We start from the raw sequence: 25,700 nt of genomic DNA, 5'->3' as shown, positions 1-25,700 counted from the left end.
TTCATCATCATTTTTTTACTTTAACAATAAACAGTTTACAAACGCGGGTCCACTCTCTCCGACTCCAGCGATAGCGTTGCCAGCACGCATTCATGAATTCGTTCCACTGGCTCTCTACGTATAAAGCGCTCAATCCCCTCCATCCCCAATACACTCTCCATTAAGGCGTGGCGTTCTTTTTTGGATGTTTTGCGTTTACGAAGTCGGGACAGATTCTCGGGTGCCAGGTAATCCATCCCATAGATGATGTGCAAATATGCACGTCCTCGTACTTTAATCGCAGGTTGGATGATTTTGTTGTTATTCCAGGCGCGGAACGTTTCCGGTTTGATCACAATCCCCTCATGCCCTTCCGCCGTAATTTCATCCCACCAACGAATGACATCTGCTTCATCTGCCTCACTTGCGATCACACGATATTCCGTCTCCATCATCAGGGTAGACATGCGAGCGAACTCACGGTTCTGCTCCATATGCCATTCATGTGTTTGCTCCCAGAATGCTCCCTTGCTATGTGCAAGTGTGTGGAACGGTGCAATCCGAATGTCCCCGATATCCTCCACATCCCAGCAGTATTTCTGGAATACATCGCGGAACGTCTCGGCATTGGCAAGTTTACCTGCTGTCTCCTGCAACCACTCATCTACATTCCGACCTGCCGCTTCAGCTTCTCGGAGTTTGTCCAGCACCGTAGAGCGATCCATGAGCGAGGCTTCGGCCACGTGTGCATATTGTGAAGCAATCAGCTCACGCGCCTTCAGATTCCAAGGTACAATCTCCGCATCAAGCAGTACGAACTCCGTCCGAAGACGATCAAAATAACCATCTGCGGTCAAGTCCGCATGTAACCTTAAGAGCACATCCTGCTCTGTCGAAGGGTCAAAAAAGGATCGGCCCGTCCGGGTCACAATGTTCCCCAGTATCGGTCGGCCCACTCGCTGCACCGCAGCTTGCTCATCGCGGAAAAGAAGCAAAATGGCCCGGCTGCCCATGTGTTTCTTCTCGGCAACCATACGGGTAACGCCCTGCGAGCGATAATACTGGAATGCATCCTGTGGATGCTCCAGGTATCCCTCTATAGAACATACACCCGGCGGAGGACTCATCGTAGGCGGGATGTAGATTAGTTCTTCCAGCGGAACAGTATAATGGGAAAACGTATCAATCGCCGTCTTCGCCACCTCATCATGCACAGTCACATCAAGTTTGGATGCTGTCTGAACCGTGAAACCCTCCTTGAACTTACGTATGTTGGGTGGAGCAAAACGCCGCTGTTCCCAGCGCTTTAAAGGACTATCCGGATCTGCCGCATAATCTTGCTTGGCCGGAACAATGACTGCCTCACGTTCTGGCATTCGCCAAGCAGTAAGCATACCACCAAAAACGACACCTTGATCAATGTTGACCGTATCATTCACAATCGTAGGATATGGACGGGGATCATGCCCCCAGACGATGCATTCACCTGAATTGTGATCCACGTACCAATCCTTGCGTACAGGCCGACCTTGCTCATCCGTGCCTTCCACATCGCCATACCGGCAGTAATCCTGAATGCGTTTGGACTGTTTTCCGATAAAATGATCTCGAATCCCTGCGTGTGCAACAACCACTTGTCTTACCCCATTGCGAGAAAAGACCAGATGAGATGGTGCATCAAGCAGAAAGGTCTTAAGTTCCGCACGTACTCGCTTTGCTGTCTCCTGACCTTGCTCCTGCTCAAGCTGTAGCAGTTCCATCTCCACCCGTTCGTCACCATGACTCAGCGTAACGTCACGACCATCCAGATAACGTGCGATCTTCCAGCCGTGATTACTGTCAATCATGTAGGCGAGCTCGGCGGCACAATGACGTTGCCAGAACAACAGACATTGTAACGACTCTGGACCACGGCTCGTTACGTCACCAACGGAGACCAATTTACGTCCTTCAGGGTGACGGTACAGGCCACTTCCGTCCTCGTCCACATATCCGAGGCGCACGATTAATTCCATCATTTCATCATAACAACCGTGAATATCTCCGATGATATCAATACCTGTACCCATGTCGGTCACCAGCGGATTGGATGTGCGGACAAACGTAATCTCATCCGGCTGCTTCAGCACATAACTGGCATCGAAGCCATCCTCACGGATCGAGCGTAATGTACGCTTGAACTGCTGCACCTGTTGCTTCACCCGTTGACGTCCACGCGGATACTCCCGCTGGGCATCACGTTCCAGCAGTTCTTTTTCCGGGATATCCAGCACCACAGCAATTACAGGCACATGAGCTTTCCTTGCCACCTGAATCAGACGCTCGCGATCCTCGGGATACAGATGTGTCGCATCCACCCAGGTCAGCTTGTTCAGACGGCAGCGGGTTGCCAGCATAGCCTCCATCGCTTCAAATGCTTTGGCCGATACTTGCTGATACTCTGCATAGATCACATCCGCTTCGCTACGGGGACGTTGTTTCCAATCCACATACTCATCATCTCCAACCAGCATGCGGAATTGATCGGATGAGACGGCTTCCGTGCGGCGAATGACGCTCTCTGCGACGAGACGATCCAACAACGTACTTTTACCACTGTTGGACGGGCCGACGAGAACGATGATACCTGCATGGGGCAGACGAATCTCCCGCTGTCTTCCCTCCGAACCACTTTCCCGATTCTGCCGGCCTTTACCTGCACCCGCTACTTCGTTAGATTCCGTTTCTTTCCTCATGATAGACTCTCCTTTCTCCGCTCAAAAATGACCAGTTGGGTAGGCTGTCCATAGCCTTCTACATGCTCACCGATACCCTTAATTTCATAGCCATAGTTCCCGTTCTGCGTCCATTCCTCACACCGGGAAGCCAGCTCCGCACGAGTCCACTCAAAGCGATGATCATGGTGACGGAAACTTTCCTGCTCCATTGCATACACATCGTTATATTCCTTGTTCGGTGTAGTGACCAGCAGCACTTCTGGCTGATAGTCGTTCATGATTGTATCCATAATTCCGTTCAGACGATATTCCTCGATATGCTCAATGACTTCGCATAGAATCATAACGTCCTGGTTTTGCATCTGCTCGTCAAAATAAAAAAGTGAACCGATGATCGGTTCCGGCATAGCCACCACTCCAGAACGACCCTCCAGCTTCGCGAAGCGCTCCATGGCCCGAAGTCTTGACTGGCCTGAAGGTTCGACTGCCAGAATCGACTCCACATCGGGAATGTAGGATAAGCGAGCGGACAGCTTGCCTTCACCCGCTCCCATATCCACAATGCGCCGTTTGACTGGCAACGCTGCAACCACATCCGTAATCGCACGATAACGCAACTCGTTTAACCGCACAGGGGGTTCAGATTGTCCGCTATCGGACTCGACCCCAGGATGCTCTTGTTCTCCTTCTTCCTGATGTCCCACGTTATTCTCCTGAATAACCGTCTCCAAGACTTGAGCTATTCCGCTCTCCTGTCCAAGAGACGCAGACAAAGCACCTTCTTGACGCTCATACTGCCGGATCAATTCGGAAAAACGCAGCGTACGCTTCACAATGAGTTCTTTCAGTGGGTGAGCATCCAGCCACCCTTCACCATATCGTTTGATTTTATCGATCTCATCTTCACTGATGAAATAATGTTTGTAATTATCCAGTACTGGAATCAGAAGAAAGAGCTGGCGCAGCGCATGTTGTACTGTGTTACGACCACGCAGGATGATATGGCGAACCGTGCTTCTATTTTTCAGATCAAATGAATACGAAAGCTCTCCACGTTCCACCGAAACGGCGTAGCCTAATGGCGAGAATAATTCCTCTACAACCCGATCCGGCAGATCGGACGCCACCGGGCCAAAGGTCAGCTCCAACTCGAAAGCGTGTCCTACCCATTGCACATAGTCTTCCTTCGGCTTACCATTCAGGGCCGTCCCGAGCGCCGCACGTATGTAGGAGCAGAACAGGCTGCTGGTCACGAACTCACGATCATTGATATATTGCGTAATGTCATACCCGTCGGGTGTGCCTCTGACCAGATCCACAGGATCAGGCTCAGCATGAATCAGCACTTCTGTTTCGTTCTCTGTAGCCGTAGTGTACACCATTCTTACACGTACGCCTTTGTCTACCCGGTCATATATATTCAGCGGATTCTTCGCTAACAAATGGGATACAATCCCCGCGTCAGCGCCGCTTGCTTTTAAGATCAGATGCATCGGTTCTCCTCCTTTGATTCAGTTCCATACCTCTTGCAATGCAAATCGGAAAATCCGGTCCAATTCTTCAAATTCAATAATCTGCTCATTCTCCATCTGTCCGGCAAGTCTGTCAAAATGCTCGATTCTCTCCGCCAAAAAAGCCTGTATTGCTGGCAACTGCGGCTCCAGATCCAGTTCCTCGCCCGCCTTTTTCCGGCGTAGCAACTCATGAATCTCCGTATACAGCGGTGTAGTCGCAGGTACAAGTTCTTGCACCAGCTCTTCGAATGCCATCGGTGGCATTGCATCATAACGTTCGATCCAACCACAAGCGAGTAAGGGACGAAGCACATAGAAATACTTTTTAATCTTGACCCGCTCACCTTGTAAATAATCCCGAAAATTGCCCTTTGCCATATTCAGATAATGATACATGCAGGACTTGGGCGAGAAGGTCAAAGGCGACAGTGCACGGATATGCTGTGTCACGCTATACTGTTCATCATACTGAATGGGGGACTGTAGCCACTCCAACAGTGGTGGATTGGATTTGCGAAACAGCTTCAACGCCTTTCGCAGATCCCACCCATTAATGTCGAGCTGATCACTGATCGGGCGTTCAATAACATCCCTTTTATCCTCAATCGACAAGTACCATTCCAGCGATCTTACATATAAGAAACGCACATCATAGTCACTATCCTGGGAAGGAAATCCCCACGCCCGACTGCCCGATTCACAGGCATAGATGATCCGTACCTGCTCCTCCTGTTCAATCTGCTTCAGCTGTTGTCTGATCGTATCTTTCATTTCTTCATGAACGTAGGTCATGGTCAGTTGCCTCCGAATTCCCCAAATTAAATATCTATCGCTCTCACCCGGTCTGCGAGTGTATCATATCCTGCCACAGTCTCAGCAATATACGTCAGTACCGTTTCACTCCAACCGTAGATGTAAAACGTTTTGCCATCCCGTGGCGGTACCATGGCCTGCCGATAAGGTGCTATATCCACAATAAATACCTTCAACTCCGGATTCATCATCCGACGATATCGCTCAAGCTCGACATATAACGGGCTGCCTTCATTCTGCTGTTCATCGGTGATCATAATGATCTGATCCACTTTCTCTCCGATATCCCGAAGTTCCCGCACTGGTCGACCTGTGTCTGTTCCACCTTGTGCGCGAATACGGTGAGCTTGGGATAGAATGCTTTCATTCATCTTCGGGCGAGCATCCTCAACCATATGGTCGAATAACCAGAACAGGGCATTACCTCTCGTTTGTTTATAAAGCGCCAGTGCCAGCACCGAACCAATCCGTAAATAGTCCCCTTGCATGGAACCCGACCGATCCAGGAAAATAGCCGTTCTTCCAGGTAGCGTTGGCAGGTTGCCAATGGATAACTCCACTGCTTGCCGCAAAGCATCCCGCAACTCTTCTCTCGCAATCATTTCATACGCACTGGCGAATCGGAAAGGTAAGATGCGCGACTTGCGCAGGGCTTCTGCATCCGTTAGACGGCCCGTTACGTAATCGATATTTTTCAATTTTTCAAAAACACCCGCCCGATCCATTGCATTCAGATGGCGTAACAACGCAAAAGTCGGCATCTGAAACATTAACGCCTCCCAAACCGTACGTGTCGGTTGCATAATCGATGTGACCACTGAATACGGGAGTTTGCCTTTCTCGATCAGATGCATCCGGCTTGCCGGGTTGCGGGTAGCTTTCAGCTTTTCCAGCGCCTGCAACTGCGGCAGTTCCGTAAGATCCACCTCATGCCCGCGCAAATAACGAAACAAGGCTTGCTGCTTCATATTTATCGGCTTAGGGTGTGCTGTAGCGATCATATCGCCCAGACTATATCCACGTCCACGTCCGTTGTATTTGATGGCCCAGTATTCAGTAATGCCGTTCAAAAAGAGACTCACCTGACGCTTCACCGCTCGACCGCCCTGTCCCCGTCCCAATCCTCTCAGAATGGTCAGAAAATCAGCCAAATCAGCCGGTGTCTGTACGACTTGAGAGAACACCTTCGCAAACTGATCCGGGTCCACTTTGGACAACAGTGCCAGCCCGTATAGAGGCTGTAACCGCATCAAACCTTCATTACGAGCATAAACCAGCGCCCGCGCCATAAACCCTGCATCGACCTCAGCCATCTCCTGATGACTGACTATCGCATCGTCCATCAGTTGCTGTGTATCTGCATAGAACGTATTGTTCAATGTATTGGTCATCAACATCTGTATATATTGTTCCTCCACCAATCGCTCATAGGCTCGGTACCCCCCATGATTACGTGTCGTTGGCTGAGGTTGATTAAATAATTGTTTCGCTCTGCTCATCACTCATGACCTCCCGGTGTGAGTCTATTTGCTGTTCTTTCATAAAAAATGTTCCGAGGAAAAAGGTGGGAAGGTTTATACCCGCTCTACCGCTGAGCTACACCGCCATGAACGGCGGCGATTGGATTCGAACCAACGACCTGGTCGATTAACAGTCGAAGTAACCCTCCCTGGCGCCTCGGAACCTTGATCCACAGCGCTTGTTGCCGCCCCGCTTCACAACCTCATTATGAATCACACATCTGCATACGAACATGGCAGAAGTATGACGACAACCCAATTTCTGAAATGGAGTCAATCTTCATAAGTTTAAAATGAAACCTGCCACTCATCCTGCTACAATGAAGGCATAACAAGGAGTGAGTGTTCATGGCAAGAGAGAGCTTCGACAAAGAAATTCAGTTCTTACGCATGTTATCCCTAACAAGCGGTGCATATAACCGTAAACAGTATGCCGAGCGGCTTGGCATATCCGTACATACCTTTGATAAAACCAATCGCAGACTAAAAGAAATCATGCAGACCGTCACTGACCAGCGTTCAGGTGCCGAAGCAAGCCGGGAAATGGCCGATCTCGTCCGCTTCCAGTACGGAGAATCCGCTGAGCCCATGCTGCTCTTCCTCTTCCGCGCCAAGTCGATGAAAGAGACTGAAGTTCAGCGTCTTTCTGTCCTTTTGCATACCTTACAACATAAAGCACTGACCGCGATGGAACTGCTGGACGCCTGCTGCGCTGATCTGCCGGAAGAACTCGCGTTACCTGACGAGAAAACCATCCGCTCAGATCTGAAGTATCTGGAAGAGGTTGGGGTCATTCGGAAAGAGCCCAGTGGCAGACCGTATCGATATGCATTGCAACAGGATGTCCTTACCGAGTTAACGGTGGAGGAACAGCTGGAGTTATATGATTTTGTGGATATGATGGCAAACACTCAGGTTCCTTCCGTACAGGGGTACTTATTGCGGGACAGTTTGAAAAAAGCCATTACGGCAAGTTTCCCGCAAGAAGAAGCTACCGAGCCCTATATTTATAAGTATCACTATTATTCTCGTATCCTGGACGAAGCTCATCTCTACACGCTGCTTAGTGCGATTCGTCAGCGCAAACGTGTGCAGTTCCTATACTATTCACCGAAAAAACCATCCAGCTACAGTTCACAGAATACGAATCCACGCTTTGAACGGGAAGCAGGCGGACGATCCAACCGGATCGTGCCCCTTGAAGTGATCTATGACCATCAGTATGGTCGTTGGTATGTGATTGGATATCAGGGCCGGCGCGGCTTTGTGAAATTTCGGATGGAAGGCATAACACAGTTGGAGGAACAGGATTCAGTAGAAGAGCAATACATGCTCGAGCTAAAGCAGCAGTGGACCGACATTAGTCGCTACAGTTGGCTCGTGGATACGGGGAATACCTTAACGGTTCAAGCTCGTTTTTTCCACCCGGAGCGTGGTCAGCGTAACTTCATTCTGGATCGGGTTCGTCTGCAAGGTCAATGGGGCAAGATCACACCCGAAACGGATCACACTTTTCTCTATGAAATCCAGGTTAACGGTACCACTGAGATCAAACCGTGGTTACGGAGTTTTGGCTCAAGCTGCGAAGTAATTGCACCCTGGAGGCTACGCCAGGAGATGATCAAGGAATGGAAGGAGATTGCGGAATACTATGAACCTGTTCGAGAAGATGTTCAATTACCAGATGATGACCCGACTGAATGAAACCGGACTGTTCACCTGGACCTCACAGGAACGGGCCTGGCTTCGCATGATGCTGAATCACCCTGCTGCGAGAGAAGCGCTTAGTCCTGTAACATTGGACAAAATGCACAACATGCTGAATGGTGAGCAGGACCTGAACCTCCAGGATTACCTGACTGAAAAAGCCAAAAGCGAAGAAAATAGCGTATCCCACCCACTGCTTAGACAATTACGGCTAATCATTTTGCATCACGAAGGATTTCGCATGACGGGTCGTGTCCGCAATGGACGAACGAGCCATGATGAATTTGGCTTCCCGTACAAACTGGAGTATTCCATGGTCAAAAAAGAATGGTACGTGCTCTGGTATGCTCCTCGCTTCGACAAGCTCATGTCCACCAAATTGCACAGCATCGTTACCGTGGAAGCCCAACCGGTTGATCCGGATACCGCTTCGGGCTACACTGCCCGAATTGCTGCGATAACGGAGAAACGTAAGACGACCATCACCATCGAAGTACTGCCCGAGTTCAATCAGGAGCTGTCCCGAATCCTCTATGCCTTCTCCTGCTTCGAGAAACAGGTCGAGTACATGGAAGCCCAGCAGACATATCGAATCGAGCTGACCGTTCCACGGAATGAGATGGATTATGTCTTATCCAAAATGCGTTTTCTGGGCAAACGGGTTCAAATTGCTGACCACACGGTGCTGCGGGAGCGGATGTCTGAGACAGCTGCCAAGGCATTGGCCCGTTATGCAGAAAAAGATCCTGATATGCATTCCCAACGCTCCAATGAAGTTCAGCACCACCAACGCGAAGAGGAACCTTTCGCGAAAGCCGATGGTCACTGATCATGTAAGATTGGGTTAAAACCATATCCCATTGCTCCAGAAACAAACTCATATACAAAAAAAGGTCTGGATAATCTCATCCAAACCTTTTTTGTAAACATGCGCTCCTCTACTACGTTGCTCCACCACTGCTAGCTGCCGAGTTCCGTCTTTTGTTTATCGCATGCACACCCATGACCACTGCAATTAATTCATACGTGTCCAGTTGTTCCGACTGGTTGTCTAACACAAATGCGCCTGAACTAAACCATCCACTAGTACGACGGAAACTGGCTACGATGCGTCCACCACTGCCACTTATATCATATTCATGCGAAAATGCTGGAGCAGACACATCATACGTTCCTCGTGATCCTGCGTCATATTCATACTTTTTGCTAAAGAAACTGAACCTCGCCCGTAATACACCCAGGTGTCTCCCATCTGCTGCCGTGATATCCCAACGATTCGTTAACATGCGAAATTTGCCGCTACAGACCAATCCCGAGTTATCCGATACATCGAGCGAAGAGCCAAAGATGCTTTTCAGATCCAGATGCCCGGCCTGTTCCTGGTTCGGATTCATAATCTCGGTGTAACCTGCGTTAAAAAAGTTATCCCTGAAATATAATTCCATAACGATTTCCCCTTTCCCTCAAGTGCCCTTTCGTTCTCTTAACCTCATCTCACACCCAGTGCACACTATATCTTTATTTACGTATAATTAATGGAATTGGATTCAAAAAGTGGAACATTTCCGGATATAAAAAACGAGCAACACTGGTTGCTCGCGTTATTGTTCAAGTTATCCTGTCATCAGACTTCAACTTTTTTGTTGTTCAGATAAATGGTAGCCCACACCAAGATGACCGCCACAATGACTTCAAATACAATGCTTCCCCACATGCCGTCCGACCATAATACACCATTGGCTGTGATTGCAATACCTGTACTTTCTTCCGTATACCGGAACATCTCATTTGGACTGAAGCGTCCAGTCGTAATAATATTCTCCAACCAGCCAATCAGATTAACGAGGACAAAGAATGCAACGATTCCGATCCATGGTCCAGTTCTCCAGCGGAAGCTGCCTGCAATCGAGATTGAAAGGAAGATAATGACGGTCATGAATACCATAACCCATGCTCCAAACAGCAACAAACTAATATAATCCGAAACATGCAGACCCGAAAGATCAATATTGCTAGCCATGTTCATTCTGAGCTTCATTGAAATATAGATGTAGGCATGAGTCGTAAAAATAATCACTAACCCCAACCCACAAAGTAGTCCAAAGATCAAAGGAGACAACACATGTGACAGGCCCGTTACGGGTAACAGACGGCGATTATAAGAGCGGATATTGGACGTGTATGTTTTAATCATTTTCACATAAATAGCCACACCAACTCCAACATACCCCATCATGCCAAGTACAATCCCTGTGACCTCAGACACGAAAAGGGAAAGCCCCACTTGAGCGATAATCAAAATAACTAGCCCAGCCAGCAGTGTATTCCAGTTCCTTCTAAAGTCATACTTCAATAATGTCATCATTCCGCATAGACCTCCTTGAACATCTCATCCACACTTTTTCCATATTTCAGCCGGAGCGTTTCCACTTCTTCCCGCATCACCAGTTCGCCCTCGCGAATAAAGACAACTTCATCAAAAATCCGTTCGATATCATTCACCAGATGCGTGGAGATGATCAGACTGCTCTCTTCATCATAGAATTTGACGATCGCATCCAGAATCTTGCCTCGCGCAACCGGGTCTACTCCGCCAATCGGTTCATCCAGCAAATACAGACGAGCCTTACGAGAGAGCGCCAGTGTTAGTTGTAGTCGTTCATTCATCCCTTTCGACAGATGCCGTACCCGGTCACTCTCGACAAGGTTCATGAAGTCCAGCATCTCCCGCGCCTTCTCCTCATCAAAATCAGCATAGAAATCGCGATAGTACGCAATCGCATCCCGCACTCTCATCCACTTCTCGGTCAATGGGCGATCCGGCATGAATGAAACCAATGACTTCGTCTCCAGACCAACAGGCTTGCCTGTGACTTGAATCGTTCCACTGGTAGGATGCAGCAAACCGGCAACCAGCTTCATGAGCGTACTCTTGCCACTGCCGTTGCTACCCAGCAGACCTACGATTCGGCCAGGAGCAATATCCAATGTGATATTACTGAGCGCTTTCTTATTGCCATATGTCTTGTTAATCTGGTTCAGTTCAAGGATGTTACTCATGCGTTGTTCCTCCCTTTCCTTCCGCAACGGCATCGGCTACGATGGATAAGATATCCTGCTCTTCAATGCCCAGTTCCTGCATTCCGGTCAGAAAACGTTCCAGCAATTCACTGGCCATTTCTTTTTTGATTGTCATTATCTTCCGCTCCTCACTGGTCACGTATCTGCCCAAACCACGTTTGGTTTCGACCACTTCTTCCCGCTCAAGCTCCTGAAATGTCCGTTGTACTGTATTTGGATTGATCTGTAATTCAGCCGCGAGTTCACGAACCGAAGGAATTTTGTCACCTGCCTGAAGTGTCCCGGTTACAATCTGTCTCTTGATGTACTGCATGATCTGCAGGTAGATCGGTAAGTTGTTATCAAATTCCATAGTCACAAAGCTCTCGCTCCTCTCTGTACTTGTGTGTTAGTTATATAGTACACTAGTGATATAGTATTGTAAAGCCCATTTGTTAAAATTTAGATTCGCTCAATGGATGGGCACGCTTCGGCTATTGATGCACACAAAAAAAGAGCAGATCGTGAAGATCTGCTCTGCATAATTTAATTAGTTTTATTTCACACGATATCTAAAGGTACCTTGCCATTAGGCGCAGGGAATGCCTCATTCAACCGGGTCAGTTCCTCTTTTGTCAAAACGATGTTCACTGCTGCCGCATTGTCTGCCACATGATTCAGTTGTACCGCCTTGGGAATCGCCATTACGTCTCCGTCTCTGATCACCCAGGCTAATGCGATCTGCGAAGTCGTGACTCCTCGACCCTGTGCAATCTCTCGAATGACCGGATGCTCCAACAATTCACTTCGAAGTCTGCCACCTTGGGCCAGTGGACAATACGCCATGACCGGAACACGTCGTTCCCGCATCCAGGGAAGCAGCTCATGTTCGATACCACGCGAGGCTGTATGGTACAACACCTGATTCACCATACATTGAGCACCCTCCGGCAGGCCCCATAACTCCTGCATATCCCTTGTATCCAGGTTCGATACACCCCAACGCAGAATTTTACCGGATTGCTTCAATTGTTCCAAAGCCTGAACCGTCTCTTCAAGTGGCACTCCTCCGCGCCAATGGAGCAGATACAGATCCAGGCGATCTGTTCCTAAGCGCTTGAGACTTCGCTCACATGCTGTAATCATCTGCTTGCGATCCGCGTGATGGGGATACACTTTGGATACGAGAAAGACTTCGTCACGATAGCCCGATATAGCCTTTCCCGTAACAACTTCTGCCCCGCCTTCTGCATACATCTCCGCTGTATCAATCACGGTCAGTCCCTGTTCAATACCGGAACGCAGTGCCCGTACTTCTTCTTCCCGGCTGGATTGCTTCTCTCCCATGTTCCATGTGCCTTGTCCTATCGCAGGCAGGGCAGTTCCATCTGGAAGTAGAATCGTGCGAGTTGCATTACCATGCATCATCTATATTCCTCCATTCTGAAGACTCTATGGACAGTGTGATCTCTCTAATGACGACTATACGAATCATGAATCATGCTATCATTTACATGTCTCCAATGGCTCATCATCATGATATACAATTGATCCAGTGGCAATGTGAGGCTACTTTGGGCAACGCTGATGGTCGCATCGACCATATTGCTGTTGACCGTCATCAACTTGCGTTTCATCCCATTCTGGCGATCCAAATAGGCTTTCTCATCTCGCAGTTTGACCCCGATCATTTTCTGACCCATTAATTCATACATAAAAATATTTTCAACATCTCTCCAGGCCACGGCTCCTCCTGCGGTATAAGAAGATGCATCCACGAACCCATCCTCATCGATCACAAAAGAAGGTTCCTTCTTGATCATCTTTACCAGACTGTAGCAGAAACATAGCCCGAAAAACAAAATGGAAAGAACACCAATCACACCCGAAAGGATGGAATCATTCGTAACTGAGGAACCATCAAAAATCAAAAAAAATCCGGCTGCCACAAAAAGTGCTGCCCCTGCCGTAAGCCACGCCATTCGTTTTCGGTTTGGATATTCCACATGCTGCTCATAGGATGTGCTCAACGTGACGTTCCTCCTCCATTGCGACTGAATCATAAGTGTTATATATAAACGAATTGCTATGAATCGAATACCTGAATATAGAACAGGAATTGCATTGTCCATTAAACCAAATTCACCCATGTTAAACATTTAGATTAAGACCATTTTTCATCATTTCTGCGCTTATTCAACATTAGGATTCGTCATCCTCCGAGCAAATCCTTTTACCACACCTATATGAATTGAACAAAGAATGTTTGCATGGGTCACTCTGATGACAGAACAACCTTCCGATCGCTGTTATCCCCAGATTTTTCGATTCCACTTTTTCAAAGTGAAAATCCGGGGATAAAGGCGAACGCTCCGCTTCTTCAGGTTATTTCTGTCCTCTACGTTACGTGCAAAAATTTAATTCAATTAATATACATTGTTAAATGTCTTACCCTCCTTCATTACACTTATTGTCCTGTCCCTAGCTTTCCGTTAATATAAATGGAAAGGTTAGGAAATTAGCCAATTCTAATTCATGGTGGGAGGACAAACAATGATGAGTCAGCGCGGCATAACATCGGAAGATCTTTATCAGATTACATGGGTTAACGATCCAACTCCGTCCCCTCAAGGCGGACAACTGGTATATGTAAGCCGGAAAACGAATGAAGCACGTGACGGTTATTGTTCTCACCTAAGACTGCTTCATCTGGGGAGTCAAAAGGACAGACCCTTTACTTATGGAGAGAAGGATCATTCCCCTGCCTGGTCGCCAGATGGGACTCAGCTTGCTTTTATACGAGAGGTTGATGGTAAATCCCAAGTGTGGATTATCGCATCAGATGGCGGAGAAGCACAGCAAATCAGTCACCTGAAACATGGCGTCAGTTCCCTGCTATGGTCACCGGATGGTCATACCTTACTTGTGAAATCATCCGTGGATATGAGCGGACAAGAAGACTTAGAACCTACAGATCCTAAAGACGATGAACATAAACTGCCGCAAGAACATGTTGTAGACCGAATTCGCATGAAGTCAGATGCCGGCGGATTATGGAACGGAAGACGTGCCCATCTTTTCACCATTCCATCAATCGACTTGGACGCGGAAGCAACCCCGGTAACTACAGGTCATTATGACGTTGGAGACTATGTCTGGTCACCGGACGGAACATCCATCGCATGGATTGCACAGATGCCCGAAGAAGGCGAGGAGCATAACGATTACACCCTGACCAATCATATTTACCTTGCCAAGGTAGACGGATCAGATGTGCAGCAGATAACTCCGGAAGGATATACGTTCAGCCGACTGACTTTCGCACCGGATGGAAAATCCTTGGCACTGCTCGCCAGTGACCGTTCCTATGGAAATGCCACACTTGTGAAGCTGTACACCCTTCAGATATCAGGTGGTGAGCTCGTATGTCTGAGTACCGATTGGGACGTACAGTTGAATCACAGCATTGTCGGAGACATGCGTTCACATCTGACAACCACGGGGCCTGTATTCAGTCGGGATGGTTCGTCCATCCTCTGTCTAGCGACGATCCATGGTAGTGTACGCATCGCCAAATTCGCACGAGACGGCAGCAGTGCCGACTATATATGGCCTGACGAACGGGAGATTTATCAATTTGCCGAGTTGGAAAACGGGCAGATCGTTGCCGCTGTTGCGGATACACGCAGTCCTGGTGATCTCTATGTATATGAACAACCGGAAAATTCCGATGTAGAGCCTATTCAACTCACCCGGAGCAATCCACAACTTGAGAATGAGATCCACCTTAGTACACCGGAAACCTTCTGGTTCAATTCCTCAGATGGCCTGCGGCTGCAAGGGTGGATCATGAAACCTCATGGCATGGTCGACGGGGTCAAAATCCCGACCATTCTGGAGATTCATGGCGGCCCGCACATGATGTATGGTTTTACATTTATGCACGAGTTCCAGATTCTCGCCGCACAAGGCTACGCTGTTGTATACATCAATCCACGCGGTGGCCTCGGATACGGGCAGCAGTTTGTAGATGCCTGTCGCGGAGATTACGGTGGTGGCGATTATCGCGATCTCATGGAGAGCGTGGATTACGTCCTATCCCAATATGAGTTTATCGATGAGTCCAGACTAGGTGTAACCGGCGGTAGTTATGGAGGCTTCATGACTAACTGGATTGTTGGACACACGGACCGCTTTAAGGCCGCTGTTACCCAGCGTTCCATCTCTAACTGGCTATCGTTCTACGGCGTAAGTGACATTGGATATTTCTTCACGGAAGACCAGATTGGCGGTAACGCATGGGATGACACGGAAAAGCTGTGGAAACATTCTCCGCTCGCTTATGTCGGCAACGTAAGCACTCCGCTGCTCATTTTACATGGCGAACAGGATCTGCGGTGTCCGATTGAACAGGCCGAGCAGTTATACATTGCGTTGAAACGACGCAAACAGATCACCCGTCTTGTTCGTTTCCCAGGTGCCAACCATGAGTTGTCTCGGGGAGGTCATCCTCACTTGAGGGTACGCCGTCTGGAGCATATTGCCGGATGGTTTAACGAGTACCTGTAAGGACTAATATTTAGATTAATAATTCAGTGTATAGAACCAGATAGGGATTTAACCAAAAAAGCCGTCCAATGAAATCTGTTACGATTTCAACGGGCGGCTTTCGCTGTTCGTCTTTTATAGAAGGGAAGATTACTCTTCGCCCCACACCACGGTGATTTCATTCAGATCCTTGTTGGTTGCAGACACAGAACCCGTGATGGTTACGGCATATTTACCATCTTCACGACCCACGATGCTGAAGCCGTCTGCCTGGATATCCTGAGTGTTCTGACTCAGATTTTTGGTCTGGTAGTAGTCTTTGTAGGATGTTCCAACGGTTAGTAATGTTTCTTTGGTTGTGTAAGTGAGCACTACTTTTTTGTTACCATCCATTATGTTCTCAATGAGGCTGGTTGACTTCGCATCCTTCGGTAACGGGAAATCTGCTGGCAGATACTTGGACTTCACGCCTGCCGCCTGTGTGTTCGTACCTGTGGATGGCGATGTCGATCCACTGTTGCCTGTGGATGTTGACCCACCAGAAGAGCTTGAAGAGCCGATGCTTACTTTATTGTTTTGAGCATCATACTTCACTTCGGTCTTCAACGCATCTGCAATGGAACGAACGGGAAGATATGTACTGCCTTGATACGTAATTGGCGCAAGCTTTTTGCCCTGATCACCTGTCGGTGTGAATTTCTGTCCGTTCACTTCGATGGCGAGCCCATGGTTCAGATAAGCTTTGATCGTCTCCAGTTGTGTACCTGCATATACGCCTGCCGATCCCGTCAACACCATGCCAAACACACCCGCAGCAATTAACCACTTCTTGTTTTTCATCCCAATACGCCTCCTGAATTCAAATGTCAGCCTTTTGCATACATCTTACGATTCATGATGATCACTCGATGTAAGCAAAAGGCTCATGTAGTTATGCTCATCATGTATGGGTACGAGCTTATTCGGATAACAGCCCGTTGTTCCATCAAATGTTAGCAATATAATAGCATCTGGTAAGAGGATGTAAACGATTAATGGCTAAAACAGGACCTGGGGCGTACAAAAATAGTCTTTGTTGTATGCCTGCTGTTCCCTGGCTCGTTAATTTGTTCTTATATGAATAAAGTCCCGAATTTCGGACCATATATATGAAGCTCTCATACACGCATAATAGTTGCGAAAATAACCAATGTATTAGATAATTGTTTGTCGATTGTGGTCGAAGGAACGGAATTCAAGGGGGATTTATGCAATGAACAATAACAGTACATTTGACCAGTCTATTAACCGGATTTCTACAGGATCAGAGAAATGGGATGCGCTTGAGGATATCTTCGGCGCTGCTGATGCGCTTCCGATGTGGGTGGCCGATATGGATTTCGCTGCTCCACCATCCGTTATTCAGGCCCTGAAAACACGGATGGAGCACGGAATTTTTGGTTATACAGTACGGACTGAGGCGTATCATGCAGCTGTCGCAGGATGGATGGAACGGCGCCACAATTGGAAAATTAACGATGACTGGATCGTATTCACTCCTGGTATTGTGCCCGCGCTAAGTATTGCTGTACAACGATTCACAGAGCCGGGAGATGCAGTGGTCATCCAGACTCCGGTGTATGCTCCCTTTTATGAAGTCGTACGTGGTCAAGGCCGTGAACTGATCACCAATCCTTTGGTAGAGAATAACGGTCATTACTCGATGGATCTGGAACAACTGGAATCCAGCTTGCAGACGGGTCGGGTCAAAATGCTAATTCTGTGCAGCCCTCACAACCCGGTTGGACGGGTATGGACTCGAGAGGAGCTTGAAGGGCTCACGTCGCTGTGCCTGCAATACAACGTACTAATCGTCTCGGATGAAATTCATGCTGATCTTGTTCATCACCGCGGAGCTCATACACCGCTGACCCTGATCTCGGACGCCGTCTCTGATCTAAGTATCATCTGTACGGCTCCAAGCAAAACGTTCAACATTCCTGGCCTCTGCACATCCAACATCATCATTCCTAACGCCAGGTTGCGAGAATCGTTCGCGCAGGGTGTAAAAACGATGGGACTTGCCAGTATCAGTACGTTGGGAGCTGTTGCAACCGAAGCGGCTTACAACGGTGCCGAGGAATGGCTCGATGAGTGCCTTGCATATATCCGTGGGAATATGGAGTATGTACAGCAATATGTCGCGGAACATATGCCAAAGATCAAAATGGTTCTGCCCGAAGCAACCTATCTGTTATGGATGGATTTCCGGGAGCTGAATATCCCACATGCACAACTATGCAACATGCTGCTTCATGAAGCGAGGCTTGCTTTCAATGACGGAAGCATCTTTGGAGCAGAGGGCACAGGATTCATGCGCATTAATGTAGCCTGTCCACGTTCTACGGTGGAAGAGGCCATGCGCAGATTGTCTGTGTTGTTAAGCAATGTGTCGGGCAAATAAACTGTTAGTTAGATCTATGTACGTTGCGAACATAACGTATACTGTTCGTTAAATGGTGAATATTTGTCAAAATAAAAAAAGGGTGCCCCGTAGTCAAGTCCATGACTCACATTCATGGTCAATGACTGAACAAGGGGCTCCCCTTTTGTATTTGATCATTTTGTTTATTCGAACATATTTAAAATTACAGTGACATCGATATCGGCATCGGTGTAATTCTGTCGCACAACCTGTTCAGCAAATCCCGATCATGGCTTATGATCAGTAATCCCAGATCACGCTGGCGAGCCACTTCCATCACGGTATGCCAGATCTGTGCCTGCGTGATCGCATCCAGCATCGTTGTCATCTCATCTGCGATCACGTAACGTGTCGCTGTCCCAAGTGCTCGCGCCACACAGAAACGCTGCAGTTCTCCACCGGATAATTCACTCGGTCTACGGTCCAACCAGGTCTGCTGAATACCCAAAGCTTCGAGCAACTGCTCATCCTGCACAGCCGCTTCTTGAAGTACACGACGCATTCGCCAGCGTGGATTCACGGCTTTCTCCGGGTGCTGGAACACCAGCTGAACCGGACATACTCCTGTATGAGGAAGTGGTTTCCCATCCAGAAGTACTTGTCCTGCCACGGGTTCGGCATATCCTGCAAGAATGCGCCCAAGGCTTGTTTTGCCACAGCCACTCGGTCCCCATAAGCCCACCACTTCTCCCCGTTGCACCTGCATATTCATCTGCTGGAACACCCACGATTTCGGATCGTAACGGTAACTCACGTCCCGTGCTTCAAGTGACATGGAAACACCTCACTTCTCCGCCCCGAACCTTACGAAGCTCTGGACGTTCGCGGGTACATACAGCGGTTGCTGCATTACATCGGGGAGCAAATGAACATCCTGTCGTGATCTCTTGACCTGCCAATGGCTGGGAGCCTGGGAGTGGCTGAAATCCATTCTGCGGCAACGCATTCCAGAGCGCTTTCGTATATGGATGACGCAGACGTTCTCCATTCCCTTTAAAATCATGCACCTGCGCCGTCTCTACATTGGTACCCGCATAAAATACAGCGATGCGATCAGCGGCCGTCAGGGCCGTCGTAACATCATGCGTAATCCACAGGATACCTACGCCTTGATTTGCAAGCTCGCGAAATTGCTTCATCGTCTCGGCTAGCACTTCGGGATGGATGCCTGGTGTCGGCTCATCTGCAATGATCAGCTTGGGCTGACCCGAGGTCGCTGTCGCCATCAGCACTCGCCTTGCCATACCTCCGGACAACTCAAACGGGTATTTCCCGGCTGTTCCTTGAGGAAGATGATAACGATCCGTCAGCTCCTGCTCCGTCTTTTTCAAGTGGGATCGAGTCATGAATCTGCGCTTCCTTCCCACATCTTGGGTTACCGGCTGAACTTGTCTCCCCACCTTCATCAGCGGGTCCAAATAACTGACGGATTGCGGGATCAACACCAGTTCGTCTCCACGCAGATGAAGCTGCCGCTCTGGGGTTAAAGGCTTGCCTTCATAGCTAATTCTACCTTCCAACTTGGCATTGACAGGCAGAATGCCCATGATGGCCTGCGCCAGCACACTTTTACCCGATCCGCTTGCACCTACAACAGCCACGATCTCGCCCTCGTTTATGGAAAGATCCAGATTCTGAATGACAACAATCTGTTCTTGTCCAGACCAACCACGAGCACGCCGAAATGACACCGATACTCCCTCAATATCAAGAAGAGCCATATTTACCTCACCTCCCTTGAACTACCTGTCCCCGTCAATGTCCTCAGACTGTTGCCCAATACATCAAACGCACGAACAACCAGCAACAGTGCCAGTCCCGGGAAAAAGGCAAGCCACCACATGCCAGCAGATAAATATCTCATCGACTCTGACAAAATAATTCCAATTGCCGGTTGTTGCGGGGACAACCCCAGCCCCAGAAACGTAATGGCTGCCTCATGCAGAATCGCATGGGGAAAGATTAGCAGTACGCCCACGAACAGTTGCGGGACCAGATGTGGCAGCATATGCTGCACCGCAATTTGTATCCGCGATCGACCTAACTTATGTGAAATCTGAATGTATTCTGCGGATTTCAGTTGAATCATCTCCGCTCTTACAATCCGGGCCAGATTCGGCCAGTGAGTCAGCGCAATCGCTGCCGCCACTCCTGCCAAACCTCCACCAAATACAAAGGCCAGCATAACCAGCGATACCAGATGAGGTACACTCAGGAACAGGTCGATAATCCATGAGATCACCCGGTCAGCAGCCTTGCTTGAAGCGGCAGCCAAACCCAATAACATTGCGATCATTCCACCACCACATGCAGCAAGCAATCCCACTTGAATGCTGGTTGCCAATCCTTTTAACGTGCGCATGAACATATCTCTTCCGAGCCAATCTGTGCCAAATGGATGCGCCCAGGTTGGAGCCAAATTCCGATCCATTAATGAAGTCAGCGTAGAACTAGCGGGAAGCAGTCTGCCTGTCAACCACACGATGACAATCCAGATCACGGCGAAACTGCCCCAGATCAAAGCCTTTTTTCGAGGATTACGGAAATGTTGGTTGTTATTGTTGGTACCCGCATAACCTTTTCTCGTTTGGCGTGTTTCTTTTTCAGCCCCCGCTTGCAACAGCTCCAGATTAATGTTGCCCCTTGCCTCTTGAGTTGCAGTGTTCACTTTCTGTACTTCCACTGATTCTCTCGTCTGCTCGGAGGAGCGTTCTACCGTCTGCTTCATGACATCAGCTCCTCATTCATCCGCGGATCAATCAAGCGATACAGAATGTCGGCCACCATATTACCTGTGAAAACAAAAATTGCACTGCACATCACAAGTCCTAGCAGCAGTGGAACATCACCGCGTAACCCCGCCTGGACCGTTGCCTGACCCAGCCCGGGGTATGAAAATACCTGTTCTGCAAGCACAGCCCCACCAAACAGTTCACTGAATGAAGCAAACTGTAGTGTTATGGCTGGTAAAACAACATGTCTGAACCCATGTCGACGGAACAGCTGAAATCCACGCTCACCCCGCGCTCTCGCGAACAGAATATAATCTGACTCCAGCACATCCGTGAGCTTCTGCCGGGTATGCAAAGCGATTGAAGCTACCCCAGTCAGGCTGAGAGTCAACGCTGGCAAAATCATATGAATAACCCGATCTCCCCATGTGACCTGATCAGCTGACATTCCTGCGGGTACCCCAAGGCCAACTGGAAGCCAGCCAAGCCACACACCAAATACCATCAACAACAACAGCGCAATCCAGAATACTGGCGTGGAAGCCAGCGTATAACAATACCAGCAGATCAGGCGATCTAGCTTCGAATCACGTCTCATGGCAGCAACTACCCCAAGAGCGAACCCGAAGATGCCGGATAATAGCCAGGCTACAGCCATAAGCGTGACAGAATTCATGAACCGTTCCTGAATAATATCTGCTACAGGTTGTCTGTAAATCATCGATGTTCCCAGATCTCCCTGAATCAGCGCTTGTCCCCAAGTGAGCAATCGTTCTGTAGGGGATTCATTCAATCCCCATCGTTCTTCGATAAGACTGCGCTGTTCGGCACTTACTCTAATCATGTCTCCACCAATATAGGCTTCGATCGGATCAACTGGAGAGAATTGCATTAATATAAAAGACAACACACTGACTCCGACCAATAAGGATACAAGTCGCAACATTTTAAAACCAACAAATCTGGCCCATCCATTCCTGCCTGTCATCCAATCTCTCCCCAATTCAGGCTAAAGCTACCGCTACGTTTCCTACTTTGTACTGTTATCCCAGGACCATTCCTCCAGATTGGTTGTCACCGGCCAGCCGTGACCATGGGGATGGATCTGCTGCTCGCCAATGTTCAGTCCATTCGTAACCAGGTACAGATGATCTATATTTACGAGCCATGCCCATGGTGCATCACCCTGATAACTGAAACCTGTTGTTCCATCCCATTCGGCTTTCTGCCAGAACGGCAATGCCTCTTCTTCACTTGTTGCCTGAAGGGCCTTGTCCATCCAAGAATCCACGACAGGATTACTGTACAGTCCTACATTGTAATATCCTTCTCCCTTGTGAGTACTGCTATAGAGGTTATACGTCTCCAGTGGATCATGACTGCCCCAACCAAATAATACAGCGTTGGAGTAAGCCATTTTTTTCGTCTCTTCACGGCTTTTGCCTTCCACATTGATTTTAATTCCCGCCTGGGCAACCATATCCGCAGTAGCCAACGCCAGAGATTGTCTTGTTAAATCACCTGCAAAATAAAGCAGATTGAATTCGGCCTTGACGCCGTTTTTCTCCACGATACCGTCACCGTCCGCATCTACCCAGCCACCAGCGGCCAGAATCTGCTTCGCTTCTTCGAGACTGGCATCCATAAATACTGCTTCCGCATTGCTCCAAGGCAGGTCATCACTTACGGAATAAGCCGGACGACCGTACCCCTCCAGTACGCCCTCGACCAAAGCCTTACGATCAATCACGACATTCACCGCTTGGCGAATGGCCAGATCGGATGTCACATCATTTCCTGCGGGAAAACCATCGCCCGACTTGGCACCAGTAGGTTGCATGGGGAACATGATCCCCCGGTTATCTACGGTTTTCACAGCCTCCAATGTCATGCCATTCACCTGTTGCTTGCTAAACGCTGCCGGGATAGCAGCGATATCCACCGTACCTGCTTGTGCAGCGGCAAAGGCCGCATCTTCATCCAGATAGAGGAAAGTGAGTTTGTGGAACGCGGACTTGCTTCCGTAATACTCTTCATTAGCCTCAACGATGGCCTGTTGTCCTTTGTCCCACTGAACCAGCTTGTACGGTCCTGATCCGACCGGATGTTCTGCATAATCGGCACCATAGGCGTGTTCAGGCACAATGCCAAGTGTCGTCAGCAGACTGATGAATGTGGACTGCGGCGACTTCAGTGTGAATACAACCGTTCGATCGTCGGGTGCCTTCACATCAGCCATATTGGTCAAATCAATCACGGACCCACTCTTGGCAGCTGTTTCAAATGTAAATTTCACATCCTCAGCCGTTAGAGGCTCCCCATCCGAAAACTTCACATCGTCCCGAAGCGTAACTGTCCATTCCAGACCATCTTCACTAACAGAATATGTAGTTGCCAGATCGTTAACCAGTTGCAACTTGGCATCCCGCTTCAGCAAGGTACTCTGGAAAAGTGGTGACCCATATTGCCCCCATCCGGTTGTTGGATCAAACCCACCTTCCGGCTCTGTGCCAACGGCCAGCACCAATTCATCTTTGGTTAAGGCTGTACCTGATTGTCCATTCTCTGCTGATGAAGCTGTTGGCGCTGTGCCCTGTGCACAACCAGATAAACCAATGGAACATACAAGCAAGATGCCTAATCCTGTTCTACCTTTTCGTTTTCCCCATCTCCATGAAAATCTGCCCATTCTCGTCGTTCCCCCTCTATTTTTGTGCTACTCTCATTCGTTTCGTGTTACTTTTTACGGAAATTGTAGCACAAAACACAAACCACATGTCAATAAAGTTGACTTCAAAATCCAAATATTTTCATATTATCGAACTTATAATTATAAAGTTATATTAACGAGCATCTATACCGTTCTATAAAGTCAGGTATTATAACAGACGACAAAAAAACAGACGGTTGGCACCTAACCAATGGTCTGTTCTTTAGATTCGCTATATTTTCATAGAAATTACACTCGCAATTCGTCTTAATCCGCAGAGCGATGATGATGACTGTGACCATGCTGACCCGCACTGTGATTATGATCCAGGCTTTGATTCGGATTGTGATCCTGACCGCTGCTCTGAGCATGAGCCAGTTTGTTAAGTTCATCCACATAAGTCACGGAGAGCTCTGCATACAATACCCCTTTTTGCACCTGGATCTGTTGATGCAGATGACGCAATCGTCCCAGATTCCCCCGTACTGCAATTACCTCAAGGCATTGGTCATGGTTCAGATGCACGTGCATATTGGAAATAATGTCATGATGCGCCTCGTGCTGGAGCTCCATCAAGCGGATCGGAAGATCACTAATATGGTGATCGTAGACCATTACAATGGTGCCAGCCACATCCTGCTCGGATTGCAGTGCAGAGGGTTGCAATAATGTTTTTCGAACAAGATCACGGAAAGCCTCAGATCGGTTTTTGTACCCCTGTTCCTCAATATACTGATCAAACTGTTCAATCAAAGGTGTCGGAAACGCCACCCCGAACCGGGTCAAATCTTCTTTATCTGCCATGCTTCTCCTCCTGCGCCCTCATTTGCTTCGAGTGTACCACAGACTTGTCTGCTCATCGACTATACTGTTGCAAAAAGCGTACTGCTGAATGCATCGCCTGTTGTCCAGCTTCAGTCTCCAGATCAAATTGATAATCATGCCCCAGCTTCTCGGATGAGTTCGAGAAGAACAAGGTTTCCGCATCAACATCAAGTCGCTTCAAGACTTGTGCCAGTTCAATCGATTGACTGGTCAATGGGTCATCATTGCCTGAGGTAATAAAGGCAGGTGGATATTCTGTTGTGGCCTGAAACACGGTAGACATTTCATCCAGACGCGGGTACTCTTCAAATGTTTTGACTCCGGTATATGACCAGAGAAATGTCCGTATGAGCGGAAATCCCGTTTCCGCTACCGTGCTCAGATTGTAAGGTCCACAGAATAAAAGGACCCCGCGTAACTCTTCCGGCTGGGTGGTTGGCGTTATATTCATCAGCTTGGCGAGGGATGGATTCGTCACCACGGCCGCAGTCTGACTTGCGATCTGGGCACCTGCCGAATTGCCTGCGAGAAATATTTTTTTCGGGTCACCCTGGAATTCACTGGCATGGTTCTTCACGTAAGTCAAAGCCTGATTCGTCTGAACCACGGGAATGGGATATTTCGTACCCGGTGCGAGCGCATAATTCATACTGACCACAACGTAGCCCTGTTTGGCTAATTGTACGGCATAATCTGTGATGTCCGCTTTGTCTCCCAAGACCCATCCACCACCATGAACCCACAGCACGACAGGCAAAGGTTCTGATGTTACGGAAGGATAATAGATATCCATTGTACTGTCATTACGACCTTCGTCTGCATAGGGCACATCCGCAACACGTGTTACTCCTTCGGAGATAACAGCTTCGTTACTGTTCTTGTCTGCACTGGCAAGTTCAAAGCCTGATTTCAGTAAAAATATCGTGATTTTCGGTGTTAGTTGAGCACCGATTCCAACAAAACCTGTAATCAAGACTAGGACTAGAATGGGAATCCAGTACCTTTTACGTTTAAAACCTGTTCTCCCCGCCCGTTTCGTTTCCAACTTCGACTGCAACAGCTCCACCTCGTTCCCTCATCATTGAAGCGTCTTTACATCTAAAGTGGTGTA

22 protein-coding genes are annotated in these 25,700 nt (G+C 48.5%); 4 read left to right on the top strand and 18 right to left on the bottom strand.

Annotated features, from left to right (window positions below):
* Nucleotides 1-35: 35 nt before the first annotated feature.
* The 4 genes from MKX75_RS05545 to MKX75_RS05530 are packed head-to-tail and all read right to left on the bottom strand — an operon-like array spanning nucleotide 36 to nucleotide 6,522.
* Nucleotides 36-2,714 carry a polynucleotide kinase-phosphatase gene (locus MKX75_RS05545; protein ID WP_339168808.1) on the bottom strand — a complete coding sequence of 893 codons (2,679 nt, stop codon included), beginning with the start codon at nucleotides 2,712-2,714 and terminating at the stop codon, nucleotides 36-38.
* Nucleotides 2,711-4,189 carry a 3' terminal RNA ribose 2'-O-methyltransferase Hen1 gene (locus MKX75_RS05540; protein ID WP_339168806.1) on the bottom strand — a complete coding sequence of 493 codons (1,479 nt, stop codon included), beginning with the start codon at nucleotides 4,187-4,189 and terminating at the stop codon, nucleotides 2,711-2,713. The genes MKX75_RS05545 and MKX75_RS05540 overlap by 4 nt, the downstream gene beginning before the upstream one ends.
* Before the next feature lie 18 nt (nucleotides 4,190-4,207).
* Nucleotides 4,208-5,002, bottom strand: coding sequence for a nucleotidyltransferase domain-containing protein (locus tag MKX75_RS05535; protein ID WP_339168804.1), 795 nt, complete (start codon nucleotides 5,000-5,002; stop codon nucleotides 4,208-4,210).
* Nucleotides 5,003-5,028: 26 nt separating this feature from the next.
* Nucleotides 5,029-6,522: a TROVE domain-containing protein gene (locus MKX75_RS05530; protein WP_339168802.1), complete on the bottom strand. Its 1,494-nt coding sequence runs from the start codon at nucleotides 6,520-6,522 to the stop codon at nucleotides 5,029-5,031.
* A 369-nt stretch (nucleotides 6,523-6,891) separates the two neighbouring features.
* Between MKX75_RS05530 and MKX75_RS05525 the strand changes: the two genes are divergently transcribed.
* Together MKX75_RS05525 and MKX75_RS05520 are read left to right on the top strand one after the other, a co-directional pair.
* Nucleotides 6,892-8,247 carry a WYL domain-containing protein gene (locus MKX75_RS05525; RefSeq protein ID WP_339168799.1) on the top strand — a complete coding sequence of 452 codons (1,356 nt, stop codon included), beginning with the start codon at nucleotides 6,892-6,894 and terminating at the stop codon, nucleotides 8,245-8,247.
* Complete coding sequence (locus MKX75_RS05520; protein WP_339168796.1) at nucleotides 8,195-9,079, top strand: WYL domain-containing protein; 885 nt, start codon at nucleotides 8,195-8,197, stop codon at nucleotides 9,077-9,079. Before MKX75_RS05525 ends, MKX75_RS05520 begins: the two co-directional genes overlap by 53 nt.
* Nucleotides 9,080-9,191: 112 nt before the next feature.
* On the opposite strand, the gene MKX75_RS05515 is transcribed toward MKX75_RS05520, so the two are convergent.
* From MKX75_RS05515 to MKX75_RS05490, 6 genes are all read right to left on the bottom strand, one after another.
* Complete coding sequence (locus MKX75_RS05515) at nucleotides 9,192-9,695, bottom strand: hypothetical protein (protein ID WP_339168793.1); 504 nt, start codon at nucleotides 9,693-9,695, stop codon at nucleotides 9,192-9,194.
* A 179-nt stretch (nucleotides 9,696-9,874) separates the two neighbouring features.
* Nucleotides 9,875-10,615 (bottom strand): hypothetical protein, encoded by a 741-nt coding sequence (locus tag MKX75_RS05510; protein WP_339168791.1) that lies wholly within the window; start codon nucleotides 10,613-10,615, stop codon nucleotides 9,875-9,877.
* Nucleotides 10,612-11,310: an ABC transporter ATP-binding protein gene (locus MKX75_RS05505; protein ID WP_062832916.1), complete on the bottom strand. Its 699-nt coding sequence runs from the start codon at nucleotides 11,308-11,310 to the stop codon at nucleotides 10,612-10,614. The genes MKX75_RS05510 and MKX75_RS05505 overlap by 4 nt, the downstream gene beginning before the upstream one ends.
* Complete coding sequence (locus tag MKX75_RS05500; RefSeq protein ID WP_076331852.1) at nucleotides 11,303-11,689, bottom strand: GntR family transcriptional regulator; 387 nt, start codon at nucleotides 11,687-11,689, stop codon at nucleotides 11,303-11,305. Before MKX75_RS05500 ends, MKX75_RS05505 begins: the two co-directional genes overlap by 8 nt.
* Nucleotides 11,690-11,871: 182 nt before the next feature.
* On the bottom strand, nucleotides 11,872-12,738 hold the full coding sequence (locus MKX75_RS05495) for an aldo/keto reductase (protein ID WP_082762669.1): 867 nt from the start codon (nucleotides 12,736-12,738) through the stop codon (nucleotides 11,872-11,874).
* A 44-nt stretch (nucleotides 12,739-12,782) separates the two neighbouring features.
* Entirely contained in the window at nucleotides 12,783-13,340 is a 558-nt protein-coding gene (locus tag MKX75_RS05490; protein ID WP_062832914.1) for an STM3941 family protein, read from the bottom strand.
* Nucleotides 13,341-13,863: 523 nt separating this feature from the next.
* Between MKX75_RS05490 and MKX75_RS05485 the strand changes: the two genes are divergently transcribed.
* Nucleotides 13,864-15,879, top strand: coding sequence for a S9 family peptidase (locus MKX75_RS05485; protein ID WP_339168787.1), 2,016 nt, complete (start codon nucleotides 13,864-13,866; stop codon nucleotides 15,877-15,879).
* Between the two features lie 129 nt (nucleotides 15,880-16,008).
* Here MKX75_RS05485 and MKX75_RS05480 read toward each other — a convergent pair whose 3' ends face one another.
* Nucleotides 16,009-16,698 (bottom strand): stalk domain-containing protein, encoded by a 690-nt coding sequence (locus MKX75_RS05480; protein WP_062832912.1) that lies wholly within the window; start codon nucleotides 16,696-16,698, stop codon nucleotides 16,009-16,011.
* A 412-nt stretch (nucleotides 16,699-17,110) separates the two neighbouring features.
* Between MKX75_RS05480 and MKX75_RS05475 the strand changes: the two genes are divergently transcribed.
* On the top strand, nucleotides 17,111-18,301 hold the full coding sequence (locus MKX75_RS05475; RefSeq protein WP_339168783.1) for a MalY/PatB family protein: 1,191 nt from the start codon (nucleotides 17,111-17,113) through the stop codon (nucleotides 18,299-18,301).
* Between the two features lie 184 nt (nucleotides 18,302-18,485).
* On the opposite strand, the gene MKX75_RS05470 is transcribed toward MKX75_RS05475, so the two are convergent.
* From MKX75_RS05470 to MKX75_RS05440, 7 genes are all read right to left on the bottom strand, one after another.
* Nucleotides 18,486-19,097 (bottom strand): ATP-binding cassette domain-containing protein, encoded by a 612-nt coding sequence (locus tag MKX75_RS05470; protein WP_062837364.1) that lies wholly within the window; start codon nucleotides 19,095-19,097, stop codon nucleotides 18,486-18,488.
* Nucleotides 19,087-20,043 carry an ABC transporter ATP-binding protein gene (locus MKX75_RS05465; RefSeq protein ID WP_339168782.1) on the bottom strand — a complete coding sequence of 319 codons (957 nt, stop codon included), beginning with the start codon at nucleotides 20,041-20,043 and terminating at the stop codon, nucleotides 19,087-19,089. The genes MKX75_RS05470 and MKX75_RS05465 overlap by 11 nt, the downstream gene beginning before the upstream one ends.
* A gap of 2 nt (nucleotides 20,044-20,045) precedes the next feature.
* Nucleotides 20,046-21,050, bottom strand: coding sequence for an ABC transporter permease (locus MKX75_RS05460; protein ID WP_339168780.1), 1,005 nt, complete (start codon nucleotides 21,048-21,050; stop codon nucleotides 20,046-20,048).
* Entirely contained in the window at nucleotides 21,047-22,042 is a 996-nt protein-coding gene (locus tag MKX75_RS05455) for an ABC transporter permease (protein WP_339168778.1), read from the bottom strand. The genes MKX75_RS05460 and MKX75_RS05455 overlap by 4 nt, the downstream gene beginning before the upstream one ends.
* 42 nt (nucleotides 22,043-22,084) lie before the next feature.
* Nucleotides 22,085-23,743: an ABC transporter substrate-binding protein gene (locus MKX75_RS05450; protein ID WP_339168776.1), complete on the bottom strand. Its 1,659-nt coding sequence runs from the start codon at nucleotides 23,741-23,743 to the stop codon at nucleotides 22,085-22,087.
* 288 nt (nucleotides 23,744-24,031) lie between these two features.
* Entirely contained in the window at nucleotides 24,032-24,568 is a 537-nt protein-coding gene (gene nikR / locus MKX75_RS05445) for a nickel-responsive transcriptional regulator NikR (protein WP_339168774.1), read from the bottom strand.
* A gap of 52 nt (nucleotides 24,569-24,620) precedes the next feature.
* The gene (locus MKX75_RS05440) at nucleotides 24,621-25,655 is read right to left on the bottom strand and encodes an alpha/beta hydrolase (RefSeq protein ID WP_339168772.1); all 1,035 of its coding nucleotides are present in this window, start codon (nucleotides 25,653-25,655) and stop codon (nucleotides 24,621-24,623) included.
* Nucleotides 25,656-25,700 lie beyond the last annotated feature (45 nt).

The sequence above is a fragment of the Paenibacillus sp. FSL R5-0341 genome (assembly GCF_037975235.1).
GTDB lineage: Bacteria > Bacillota > Bacilli > Paenibacillales > Paenibacillaceae > Paenibacillus > Paenibacillus amylolyticus_A.
Note: the sequence above shows the minus strand (reverse complement) of the source record. Positions and strands in the feature narration are given on the sequence as shown.